9 protein-coding genes and 1 pseudogene are annotated in these 11,213 nt (G+C 63.7%); 4 read left to right on the forward strand and 6 right to left on the reverse strand.

Going from position 1 to position 11,213, the window contains the following annotated elements; genetic code table 11:
* Positions 1-17: 17 nt before the first annotated feature.
* The gene (locus JOF28_RS13410; RefSeq protein WP_209706280.1) at positions 18-1,346 is read right to left on the reverse strand and encodes a purine-cytosine permease family protein; all 1,329 of its coding nucleotides are present in this window, start codon (positions 1,344-1,346) and stop codon (positions 18-20) included.
* A 288-nt stretch (positions 1,347-1,634) separates the two neighbouring features.
* Between JOF28_RS13410 and JOF28_RS13420 the strand changes: the two are divergent.
* Positions 1,635-2,878: pseudogene (locus tag JOF28_RS13420) on the forward strand (IS3 family transposase); the annotation flags it as partial.
* Positions 2,879-2,914: 36 nt separating this feature from the next.
* Here the strand turns inward: JOF28_RS13420 and JOF28_RS13425 are convergent.
* Entirely contained in the window at positions 2,915-3,550 is a 636-nt protein-coding gene (locus JOF28_RS13425; RefSeq protein WP_209706284.1) for an isochorismatase family protein, read from the reverse strand.
* Positions 3,551-3,661: 111 nt separating this feature from the next.
* Between JOF28_RS13425 and JOF28_RS13430 the strand changes: the two genes are divergently transcribed.
* Together JOF28_RS13430 and JOF28_RS13435 are read left to right on the forward strand one after the other, a co-directional pair.
* Positions 3,662-4,636 carry a GlxA family transcriptional regulator gene (locus JOF28_RS13430; RefSeq protein WP_209706286.1) on the forward strand — a complete coding sequence of 325 codons (975 nt, stop codon included), beginning with the start codon at positions 3,662-3,664 and terminating at the stop codon, positions 4,634-4,636.
* 50 nt (positions 4,637-4,686) lie between these two features.
* Positions 4,687-5,874: a pyridoxal phosphate-dependent aminotransferase gene (locus tag JOF28_RS13435; RefSeq protein WP_209706288.1), complete on the forward strand. Its 1,188-nt coding sequence runs from the start codon at positions 4,687-4,689 to the stop codon at positions 5,872-5,874.
* 134 nt (positions 5,875-6,008) lie between these two features.
* On the opposite strand, the gene JOF28_RS13440 is transcribed toward JOF28_RS13435, so the two are convergent.
* Both JOF28_RS13440 and ald read right to left on the reverse strand, forming a co-directional pair.
* Complete coding sequence (locus tag JOF28_RS13440; protein WP_209706289.1) at positions 6,009-6,446, reverse strand: hypothetical protein; 438 nt, start codon at positions 6,444-6,446, stop codon at positions 6,009-6,011.
* 23 nt (positions 6,447-6,469) lie between these two features.
* The gene (ald, locus tag JOF28_RS13445; RefSeq protein WP_209706291.1) at positions 6,470-7,597 is read right to left on the reverse strand and encodes an alanine dehydrogenase; all 1,128 of its coding nucleotides are present in this window, start codon (positions 7,595-7,597) and stop codon (positions 6,470-6,472) included.
* A 193-nt stretch (positions 7,598-7,790) separates the two neighbouring features.
* Between ald and JOF28_RS13450 the strand changes: the two genes are divergently transcribed.
* A complete protein-coding gene (locus JOF28_RS13450; RefSeq protein ID WP_209706293.1) occupies positions 7,791-8,282 on the forward strand; it encodes an Lrp/AsnC family transcriptional regulator in 492 nt (163 codons plus the stop codon).
* Positions 8,283-8,341: 59 nt separating this feature from the next.
* Here the strand turns inward: JOF28_RS13450 and JOF28_RS13455 are convergent, their stop codons facing one another.
* Together JOF28_RS13455 and JOF28_RS13460 are read right to left on the reverse strand one after the other, a co-directional pair.
* Positions 8,342-10,069, reverse strand: coding sequence for a cation:proton antiporter (locus tag JOF28_RS13455; RefSeq protein ID WP_209706295.1), 1,728 nt, complete (start codon positions 10,067-10,069; stop codon positions 8,342-8,344).
* A 217-nt stretch (positions 10,070-10,286) separates the two neighbouring features.
* Complete coding sequence (locus tag JOF28_RS13460) at positions 10,287-11,147, reverse strand: EamA family transporter (RefSeq protein WP_209706297.1); 861 nt, start codon at positions 11,145-11,147, stop codon at positions 10,287-10,289.
* Positions 11,148-11,213 lie beyond the last annotated feature (66 nt).

Here is an 11,213-nt window from a genome sequence, read left to right on the forward strand (position 1 = left end):
GAAGCTAGGCCGCTGGGCTACTTCGCCGTGACCGCTGCGGGCTGCTGCGTGGCGGCCGTGCCGATGGGGCGCACCCACCCGAGCTTGCCCGCGACGATGTACAGCACCATTGAGAGGATCAGCGAGAAGACCGCGGGGATGCCCCAGGTCATGAAGTACCCGACGACTGAGGAAACGAACCAGATGACGAGGGTAGCGGGCACGATGCGGGGCGCCGACTCGGGCAACCGGCCAGCCTCACGCGACTCATTGAGATCCTTGCGCCAGCGCTTCACAATGAAGTACTCGGCCACCATGATGCCGGCGATCGGAGGGAAGGCCACCGAGAGCAGCGTGAGGAAGCTGACGAACTGTCCGAGGATGCCCATTGCCGCGAGCACCGAGCCGATAACGCCGAGCACCACGGTGGTGGTGGCGCGGTTGAGGTTCTTGCCGAAGGCCGTCGAGATGAAGTTCACGAGGCCGAGCGTCGACGAGTACAGGTTCCAGTCGTTGATCTTCAGGGTGCCGGTGATCACGATGATGAGGCCAACGAGGCCCACCGATGAGGTGATGATCGCGACGACATCGCCGCTGGCGGCGGCGTGCGCGAGCAGCACACCCGACAGGCCGATGACGAACTCGCCGAGGGTCACGCCGACCACGGTCTGCTTCACGACGTCTGCGCGTGAGCGGTTGAAGCGGGTCATATCTGCTGACACGATGGCGCCCACGATCAAGCTGCCGGCCACAATGCCGGTGGCGGTGAAGACACTCATCTCGGGCCCGGGCGGCGGGCCTGACATGAGCTCGCCGATGTCGTGGCGCGAGAGTTCGCTGATGATTGACCAGCCGACGAGGATCAAGAACAGCGGCACGGTGATGTTGGCGAGCCACTGCATGCCCTTGAATCCGAACGCCACGACGGCGGTGACGGCGAGGCCGAACAGCAAGCTCCACAGCCACACGGGCATGATGCCGGGCATGAGGCCATCAAGAGACTGCGCTGAAATACCCGACTGAATGCCGAACCAGCCAATGAGGCTGACGCCGATCGCGAGGCCCACGATCGTCGCACCGATCTCGCCAAAGCCCGTCCAACGGGCGAGCAGGGCGGTGTTGAGGCCCTCGCGCTGGCCCATGAATCCGACGAAGACGATGACGACCTCGAGGATGATCGATCCGAGCAGGAACGCGAGTGCGGCGTTCGCGAAGGTCATCGAGTAGCCCAGGGTGGCGCCGAGCACGAACTGCGTGAGGGCCGAAACCTGGCCGAATCGCTGCACTGCGATTCCAAACCAGTGCTTGCGTGAGGCGGCGTCGACTCGGGTGAGGGCGAAGTCGTCGCCGTGCGATGTCTGAGACATGAGCATCCTTGCTGGTAATGACAGAGGGTCATTCCCAGCCTATGAACTCATGCCCCAGAACACGGTGGTCAGAATGCACAAATTATTACCAATACCATGCACTCTGCACTACCCGGGTGATTACGGGGCGGCCGTGAATGAACTGCTCCCCGGAAGTTGGACTGAGAAATCAGACACCAACTCCCGGGGAGCTTTTCTATGCAGGCACGTTCACTTCTGACACCACAACAACGAGAACTCGCAGTCACTCTCTTTGAGTAAGGCCACGGATACAGATCTGTTGCAGCTCAGTTCCACGTTTCGTCCAACCGTACCGAGAGATTGCACGACCGATGGCGAATCTATGGCAGATTATGTCTTGTGGAGAGACCAACAAAAACGCAGTACTCGTTCGAGATCAAAAAGGAAGTCGTGACCCGGTTCCTGGCAGGTGAAACCAGGCCAGCCCTCGCTCAGGAGTTTCAACTGAGCTCTCCCGATTTGGTGAGCTCGTGGGTCCGCCAGTACCGCGCCGAAGGAGATAGCGGGCTGCGCCCCAAACCCAAAGGACGTCCCAAAGGCTCGGCCGTTCCACCCGCGCTGACAGAGGAAGAGAAACTTCGCCGCCAGGTCGCGAGGTTGGAAGCTGAGAACGCGTACCTAAAAAAATTGCGGGACTTGAGGGATCAGGGGCAGCGCTAAAAACGCGCACCATCGCCACTCTCAAGCACGAACACGACCTCGCGCTCCTCCTCGACATTTCGGGAGTCGCGAGATCCACCTACTACTACCATGCTGCAAGACTCGACCTACCCGATCCACACGCTGATTTGAAAGCCACGATCAAGAAGATCTTCACTGCCCAAAAAGCGAGGTATGGCCACCGTCGCATCTATGTAGAGCTACGCAAGCAGGGCTGGCCTGTCGCAAAGAAGACCGTGTTGAAGCTGATGCGTGGGCTGGGGTTGAAGTGTAAAACGCGCAGCAGGAAACGGTTCTCCAGCTATCGAGGCGAGGTCGGAAAGATCGCCCCGAATCTCTTGGAACGGAACTTCCAAGCGACCTCTCCGAACGAGAAGTGGGTGACTGATGTGACCGAGTTCAAAGTGGGAGAAGCGAAACTGTATCTCTCCCCAATCATGGACCTGTATGACCGGTCCATCATCGCGTTCTCCACGAGCCGGCACCCGACCGTTGAGTTCGCGGTCTCCTCATTACAAGACGCGATCAGGCAGTTCCCTGGGGACAGTTCACTTCTGGTGCACTCGGGCCAAGGATTTCAATATCAGCATGCCCGTTGGCAGCATTGCCTGGCAACAGTGGGTGCACAACAGTCCATGTCAAGGAAAGGCAACTGCCTCGATAACGCAGTCATGGAAAACTTCTTCGGTCATTTGAAGGAAGAAATGTTCCATCACGACAAGTTCGACAGCATTGAACAACTCGAGGCCGAGGTACATGAATACATCACTTGGTATAACACTGCACGCGTCTCACTAACACTCGAGGGCATGAGCCCGATGGAATATCGTGCGCATGCCCTCGCGGCGTAATGCTTTAATTAAGTTGTCCAACTTCCGGGGAGCAGTTCAGAATGAGGCCTGGCCCTGCAGTGCCGACACCACCAGGTTGTCGAGGGGCAGCGGCTGTGCGGTCTGCGCAGCTGCAGCCCACTCCTGGGTGGTCGCCACAGCGGCAAAGTTTGAGTGGAGCAGCACCATCAGGGTTTCGTGCAGCTGCTGCGCGCTCACTTCACCGGCCGCGTTGACCAAGTGAATGGCGCCACTGGCGTCAGAGAGCACCTCCACGCCAAAGCCCAGCGGTTCGGCGGCCGCCGCGGTGGCGAGATCGCAGTTATTGGTCATGTAGCCCACCAGCGTGATGGCGTCGACCTGCTGCTCCCGCAACCAGGCCTCAAAATCGGTGCCGGCAAACACACTGGCGTAGCCCTTCACGATGTGCTTCCACGAATCCTTGCGGCGCGCTGCGATATCGGGGTGCAGCTCCCAGCCGGCCGACCCCTCAGCAAACACGGGTGCCCCGGCGGGGTACTGGTGCTGCACCACCGCAATGGGCAGCTCCTGTGCTTCGGCAAGATCGATGGCGCGCAAGATGTTATCGAGCGACGCATTGCGATCGGGGTACTGAATCACCAGCGGGCTGTCGGGCGTGAAATAGACGTTCTGTACGTCAACGAGAACGAGGGCGCGGCGTAGTTCGGCCATGGGGTGTGCTCCAATGCGGTAAAACTGCGGGGACAAGTGATTCCATCCTGACGCAGCCGCCCTGCTACCGTGAGTGGCGTATATGCATCCTTTCGATGGAAACGGGCCAGAATGAGAATCGCCATTCACGCGTTCGAAGGCATGACGCTGTTTCATCTCGCCACGCCCTTGCTGGTATTCGGGGAAGTCACCAGGTTGGGGCTCGCCGACGGGTGGAGTGCCGAGGTCTTCACCGAGACGGGCGGCCCGGTGCGCAGCGAAGAAGGCTACGTCATCGGTGACGTCGCGGGCCCAAACATCGTGCGCGACGCACAGATGCTGGTGCTCCCATCGTGGCTGAATGAACTGCCCGAACCATCCGCTGATCTGCTGCAACTCATTCACGAGGCTCATGACCGCGACACCCAGATCGTGGGCCTCTGCCTCGGGGCCTACCCGGTGGCGCGTAGTGGGCTGCTCGACGGCCGCACCGCAGTAACCCACTGGGGTGCGGCGCGGGCGGTCGCGGCACAAACGCCCGCAGTCTCGTTCAACGACTCAGCGCTGTATATCGACCACGGCGACGTGCTGACCTCGGCGGGCACCGCATCGGCGCTCGACGCCTGCCTGCACATTGTGCGCACGCACCTGGGATCAGCGGCCGCCGCAGCGGTGGCCAGGGGGATCGTCGTCGCGCCGCACCGCGACGGCGATCAAGCGCAATACATTGCGCGCCCGCTGCCTGACCGAGATCTCGATGGGCCGCTGGGCAAAACGATGCTGTGGGCGCTCGCCAATCTAGATCAAGACCTGGGGGTCGCGAGCCTGGCCGCGCACGCCACCATGAGCAAGCGAAACTTCACGCGAAGGTTTACCGAGGCGACCGGGCTGTCTCCCGCCAAATGGGTGCTGAATCGGCGGCTAGATGATGCCCGTCAGCTGCTAGAAACGACGAGCTGGAGCATTGCCCGCATCGCCGAGTCATGCGGCTTTGGGAGCCCGGTGACGTTTCGACAGAACTTCGTGGCCGCTTTCTCAACCACCCCTACGTCCTACCGCACCCGCTTCAGCCAGAATGAGGGCCCCGATCGCAGCCGTGAGGGGTAAGTTGTGGCGGCACCGTCGCGCCCACGCGTGAACCCGCTACGGTGGAGATTATGACGACCACTGGAGTTCCTCAGCCTTCACTGCCCTCCCGGCGCTCACACGTTCCTGCGTTTGAGGTGATGCGCATCACCGACGAGATCGCGCGCCGCCGCGCGGCCGGCCACAACGTCGTATCGCTGTGCGCGGGGGAGCCCGGCGCGATGCCGGCCCCGGGCACGCTGAAGGCCGCGGGCTACACCGGCCCGCTCGGCACGACTCCGCTGCGCGAGGCGATCGCGGGGCACTACCGTGCGTGGCACGGGGTCGAGGTTGATCCGGGAACGGTCGCGGTGACCACCGGATCATCGGGGGCGTTCCAGCTGGTGTTTCTCACGCTGTTTGACCCGGGCGATCGGGTCGCGCTTGCGAGCCCCGGGTACCCCGCGTATCGCAACATTTTGACGGCGCTCGGCGTTGAGGTCGTCGAAATTCCCACCGGCCCCGAGACGCGCTACCAGCCCACGCCCGAGCTGCTCGATGCCGTGGTGGCGAGCGGTGGCCCGCTCGCCGGGCTCATCATTGCGTCGCCGGCCAATCCCACGGGCACCATGCTCAGCCGCGCCGAGCTGCAGGCGCTCGTCACCTGGTGCGACGCGCAAGGCACCCGGCTCATCAGCGACGAGATCTATCACGGCATTACGTTTCCGGGGGCGGGGGATCCGGATCCGCGCGGCGTCAGCGCCCGCGAGCTGAGCCGCGAAGCCATCGTGATCAACTCATTCTCGAAGTACTGGGGCATGACGGGATGGCGGCTCGGTTGGGCCCTGCTGCCGGAGTCCCTCGTGCCGGCGTTCGAAGCGCTCGCATCGAACTTCGCGTTGTCGCCGCCCGCGCCCGCACAAGAGCTTGCACTGCAGGCATTCGCCCCCGAAACGTACGCCAAGCGCGACGCGATCGTCGACGACTTTGCGCGGGCGCGCACGCTGATCCTCGAAGCGGCGCCGAGCCTGAACTGGGGGCAGGCCGCTCCCTCTGATGGTGCGTTCTATTACTACTCAGAGTTGGGCGAGGCGCAGCTCGAACAGTACGGCGACTCGGTGAAGTACGCGCAGGCGCTGCTCGAGGGCGCCGATGTGGCCGTGGTGCCGGGCGTCGATTTTGATCCGGTCGCGGGTCATCGCGCCGTCAGACTCTCGTATGCCGCGGGCGAGCGGGCGGTCACCGAAGCGCTCGAACGCATCCTGAAGTTTCAGGGGTAGGCTGCGCGACACAAAGATGGCCTCTGGCCCGGTGACATAATTCCCGGGCCAGAGGCCATTGTGTGTGCGTGCGACGGGGAGCAGAACTCCCCGCGCTATCGCAGGAGGTGCGCTGAGCTACACCGTAATTCTGGCTACACCGTGATTTTGATCGGGGTGCCCGCGGCTACCCCGATGCGGCTCTGCAGCGCAGCGGTGACCACGGGGGCCGAAGCCTCTGCGCCGAAGAACTCGACCACCGCGACGGCTGCGTCGCCCAGGTCGAGTTCGATAGCGGCAACCTGCTCGGCGAGCGGACCCTCGAGGCCCGCCACTGCGCGCGCGATGCCGGATCGTGCCGCGCGGGGCAGCGCCTGATCATCGGCGCACGCAACGTCTGCGCTGGTGTACACCACGCCCGCTCCGGTGCGCACCTCGGCACGTATGCCCGAGGCATCACGCGTGGCCACGACAACGAGGTCGCTCGCACTGGTGCTGGTTGCGGGGGTAAGGGGGAGTGAGCGGCCCGAAGGGGCGCCACCGTGATCGCTGTGATCGGGTGACGCCCCTCCGAATGAGAACTTAAGATCCATAGACCCAAGCGTACTCTGGCAAATTATGCCTGTGCTGCGAGCACATCCTCAACCGAGGAGTACGGCAGGCCATCAAACGCGTCAGCGACGCCCTTGAACGTGACCACACCGTCGTGGGCGTTGAGGCCCTTGGCGAGTGATGCGTCAGCGTTCAGTGCCTTGACCCAGCCCTTGTCGGCGAGCGACACGACGTAGGGAAGCGTTGCGTTGGTGAGTGCAGCGGTCGAGGTCTCGGGGACCGCGCCGGGCATGTTGGCCACGCAGTAGTAGATCGAGTTGTGCACCGGGTAGGTGGGATCGTCGTGCGTGGTGGGGCGCGAGTTCTCGAAGCAGCCACCCTGGTCGATCGCGATGTCCACGAGCACTGAGCCCGTCTTCATCTGGGCCACCATCTCGTCGGTGACGAGCTTGGGGGCCTTCTCGCCGGGGATCAGCACCGAACCGATCACGAGATCGGCTTCCTTGAGTGCCTCGGTGATGTTGTGAGCGTTCGAGGTGCGGGTCTGAATGCGACCGTTGAACTCATCCTCGAGCTGCTTCAGGCGGGGGAGGAAGATATCGATAACGGTAACCTCGGCACCCATGCCGAATGCAATACGTGCAGCCTGCTCGCCTGCTGCACCGCCGCCGATGACGACGACCTTGCCGCGACGGGTTGCGGTGACGCCACCGAGGAGGATGCCGCGGCCGCCGTTGGCCTTCATGAGTGCGTTTGCGCCGACCTGAACGGACAGACGGCCAGCAACCTCAGACATGGGGGCGAGGAGGGGCAAGCCGCGGGTGGGCAGCTGCACCGTCTCGTAGGCGATGGCGGTGGTGCCCGAAGCGAGCACTGCGTCGGTGAGGGTGCGGTCTGCCGCGAGGTGCAGGTAGGTGAACAGCACCTGGCCCTTACGCATCTTCGCGTACTCAGAAGCGATGGGCTCCTTGACCTTGAGGATCATGTCGGCTTCAGCCCAGATCTGGTCTGCGCCCTCGATGATCTTGGCGCCAGCGGCGATGTAGTCGGCATCCGTGATAGCTGAGCCGAGACCAGCGCCAGCCTGCACCAGTACCTCGTGGCCACGACGGGTCAGCTCGAATACACCGGGCTCCGTGATGGCGACGCGGTTCTCATTGTTCTTAATTTCGGTGGGAATACCGACGCGCATGATGTGCTCCAAAAGAATCTGCGTTGGATTGGGATGAGTTACTTCCCTTGTCATGCGAACTCAGCGTGCTAGCGTCGTTCGTGACAGTGGAATCAACTTATTGTGCAGTATATTCGATATCCGTGGCAAAACGTTGAATTCTCTTCGGAATTAGTTGTAAAAATGACTTTCGTATACGAGGAGGCGACGGTAGATGGTTGATGGAGTGAAGAATCTGCGGCTAGATGTCGAACTAGACGACGTAGATCGCAAGATCCTCGGTGAGTTGCAGGCAAACGGCCGCATTACGAATGCTGAGCTCGCAGAACGTGTGGGCGTGGCAGCTTCCACGTGCATCGCACGCGTGCGCAGCCTGGTGAGCCGCCGCGTCATTTCGGGCTTCACCGCCACCGTCGACCCGCGCAAAATCGGCCTCGATCTGCAGGTGCTCATTAGCGTGACGGTGCGCTCGGGCGCGCGTCAGCTGATCACCGAAATGAGTGACCAGCTGAAATCACTGCCCGAGGTCACTCAGCTGTTCTTTCTGGGCGGGGTCGAAGACTTCATCATTCACCTCGCGGCGCGCGACTCAGACCACGTGCGTGACTTCGTCACCGAGCACCTTTCGGCGCACCCCGCGGTGTCATCCACGCGCACCAGCATCGTCTTCAGCCATCACCAAAACCCGGTGAGCGCCGCCGCGTAACGGCCGGGGAGGCGCGGTTCTCGCGAGGAGCACCGCGCCTGTGCGCACTGTGCGCGTCGTTAGTGCGTCTCAGGCGGGGTGAGGCGTGACTCCTGCGCATCCAGTGCGTGCTCGGCGGCGCGCAGTGCGTGCGAGCTGTACCGGCCGATGGCGCGCTCCTCGATGAGGGCAGCGCGCTGCGATTCGAGCGCCGCGCGTGCGAGCCTGAGATAGGCGCGCGCCGGGCTCTCAACCTCGGGAACCGAGGTGTATCCCTCGGCGCTGCCGAGCGACATCGCGATGGGCGTGAGCGTGTTCTTGGCGCCCGCACGGGCTCGCGCAGTAACGGAATCTGGGGTTTGATGCGCCGGATCCTCATTGGCGAGCGCATCGTCGATTCCGCTATTGGCGGCCTCAACGAGGTCGCCGCTGAGCGCGGTGAGCTCTGCGGCCGTGGCGCCGGCACCCGAGCCGCTCGGCCACAGCTTATGAATCAGGGCGGGCAGTGACAGCCCGTGCAGCAGCAGCGTGATGATGGCGACCGCAAACGCGATCATGATGATCTGCGGGCGGTAGGGGATGGTGATGGGAATCGACTGCGCCGCCGCAAGCGTCACCACGCCGCGCATCCCGCTCCAGCTCAGCACCGCACCATCGCGCCAGCCCAGCTGCTGATCACGCTCATGAACGATATCGGCATGCACGCGCTGCTGCAGCAACGATACGCGCCGCAGGCGTTGCGTGCTGGGATCCGGATCCTCACGCACCCGCCCCGCCATGCGCTTCAGGCCCCGGCCCCGCCGCTCATACGCGCGGGCCGTGCTGCGCAGGCCCACGATGAGGGGCGCGACGAATAGCGCGCGGCACACGATCAGCACGCCCACAAGTGCGAGCGAAATGAGCAGCACGTGCGCGAGCTCAAAATCACTGTTGATGACCTGCTCGACGAGGGCGTGCAGCTGCAGGCCCATCAGTAAGAACACGCCATTTTCGAGCACGAACTGCACCGTGCGCCAGTTCAGCCGCTCGTTGGTGCGGGCGGTGGCACTGAATCGGCGTGAGGCGTGGTGGCCGGTGTAGAGGCCGGTGACGACGACCGCGAGTACGCCAGAAGCGTGCAGTTCTTCGGCGGGAATGAACGCGATGAAGGGCACCACGAACGAAATCATGGTGTCGTAGACAGGGTTGTTGAGCTTCGACCGCAGCCACACGGTGATGATGCCCATCAGGCCGCCCACAATCAGGGCAACAGTGACGGAGTAGACGAAGGAGCCGGCGGCCTCGACGAACACGAAGTTGCCGGCCACTGCGGCGATCGCGGTTTTCAGGAGCACGAGGGAGGTGGCATCGTTGACGAGGCTTTCGCCCTCGAGGATGGACACCACCCGGTCGGGCATGCCGAGCCGCTTACCAATTGACGTGGCGGCCACGGCATCGGTGGGGCTGATCACGGCGCCGAGGGCGATGGCGGCGGGCAGCGGAATGCCGGGCACGAAGGCGTGCAGCACGAGCCCGATAATCACGGCCGAGATGACGACCAGCACGACCGAGAGGCCAATGACGGGCCGAAAGTTACGGCGAAAATCGATCAGCGGCACGTTCACCGCGGCCGCATACAGCAGCGGTGGCAGCACACCCAACAAGATCAGGTCGGGCGGTACTTCAATCAGCGGCACAAAGGGCAGATACCCCGCCCCAATGCCCACGACCACCAAGAGCAGCGGGGCGGCCACGCCGATGCGGCTTCCCAGCACAGACGTGCCAACGAGCACCACGACGCCGATTACGAGGAGAAGTCCAAATTCCATCGGATCATCACTTTCGGGGATCCAGGGGCCGCCAGCTCCGGTCGATACGCTTCACGCGCCGGGCAGCGCGCTGGGCGGTGCCTGCTCATATCCTACGGGGCATACGAGGGCCTCAGCCCAGGGGCGAAGCCGAAATCGTGTGCTGCCGGCGCGCATTGTGGCTGCAGCGGCTGCGTGCGGTTTACCTGGCGTGCGTACCTCAGCTGCCGCGTGTGGCTTAAACGCCGCCGCGCTTGGCCGTGCCAATCACCCCGGCACAGGCAGCCACCACCAGCGCAATCGCGCCACACTGCACAAGCGTCAGGTGCTGCGCGAGCACCACGAACCCCGCCAGCGCAGCCACCGCGGGCCCGAGGCTCGACAGCACCCCAAACACCCGTACCGACATGCGGCGCAGCGCCACAAACTCCAGCGTGTACGGAATCACTGAGGTGAGCAGCGCGGCCCCCACAAACACCGCGATCAGTATCGGCTGCACGGTGAACGCGGCAACGGCGTCACCGGCACCCAGCGGAAGCACGACTGCGGCGGCGACGGTCATGGCGACCGCGAGCGGGTCGAGGCCCTGGGCTTTAGCCCCCAACCGTGACGAACACACAATGTAGAGCGCCCAAAACCCGGCCGCCGCCAACGCAAATCCGACCCCGGCAAGCGGCAGCCCGCCACCCGGGGCCGCGCCGAGCAGCAGTACCCCGCCGAGCGCCAGCACCACCCAGCCCACATCGAGCAGCCGGCGACTGGTCGCCGCAGCCACCGCAAGCGGCCCGAGCAGTTCGATCGTGACGGCGATGCCCAGCGGAATTCGGTCAAACGCGAGGTAAATGCACGAGTTCATGCCCGCCAGCGCAATCCCCAGCGCGATCGCCCCGCCCCACGTGGCACGATCCCACGACCTCACGCGGGGGCGCACGAATACGAGCAGCAGCAGGGCAGCAAATCCCAGCCTGGCAGCAGCGGCGCCCAGCGGCCCCACCGCGGTAAACATGCCACCCACCAGCGCGTTACCAAACTGGACGCTGAAGATCGCGGCCACCGCGAGCACACTGGCGGGCACACGGTGCCGAGCAAAAGAGGTCATCGTGTGGTTACTTTACCCGGCGGCGCGGCCACTCTGTTGACCCGTCGGCTCACCACCGCCCCAGCG

Origin of the sequence: Leucobacter exalbidus, assembly GCF_017834145.1 — a bacterium.
GTDB classification, from domain to species: Bacteria; Actinomycetota; Actinomycetes; order Actinomycetales; family Microbacteriaceae; genus Leucobacter; species Leucobacter exalbidus.

What these genes read in the sequence shown, in the direction of transcription:
- JOF28_RS13460 (WP_209706297.1), bottom strand. Translation starts at nt 11,147, where the DNA reads ATGACCTCTTTTGCTCGGCACCGTGTGCCCGCCAGTGTGCTCGCGGTG.
- JOF28_RS13455 (WP_209706295.1), bottom strand. Translation starts at nt 10,069, where the DNA reads ATGGAATTTGGACTTCTCCTCGTAATCGGCGTCGTGGTGCTCGTTGGC.
- JOF28_RS13435 (WP_209706288.1), top strand. Translation starts at nt 4,687, where the DNA reads ATGACGACCACTGGAGTTCCTCAGCCTTCACTGCCCTCCCGGCGCTCA.
- JOF28_RS13450 (WP_209706293.1), top strand. Translation starts at nt 7,791, where the DNA reads ATGGTTGATGGAGTGAAGAATCTGCGGCTAGATGTCGAACTAGACGAC.
- JOF28_RS13410 (WP_209706280.1), bottom strand. Translation starts at nt 1,346, where the DNA reads ATGTCTCAGACATCGCACGGCGACGACTTCGCCCTCACCCGAGTCGAC.
- JOF28_RS13440 (WP_209706289.1), bottom strand. Translation starts at nt 6,446, where the DNA reads ATGGATCTTAAGTTCTCATTCGGAGGGGCGTCACCCGATCACAGCGAT.
- JOF28_RS13425 (WP_209706284.1), bottom strand. Translation starts at nt 3,550, where the DNA reads ATGGCCGAACTACGCCGCGCCCTCGTTCTCGTTGACGTACAGAACGTC.
- JOF28_RS13430 (WP_209706286.1), top strand. Translation starts at nt 3,662, where the DNA reads ATGAGAATCGCCATTCACGCGTTCGAAGGCATGACGCTGTTTCATCTC.
- ald (WP_209706291.1), bottom strand. Translation starts at nt 7,597, where the DNA reads ATGCGCGTCGGTATTCCCACCGAAATTAAGAACAATGAGAACCGCGTC.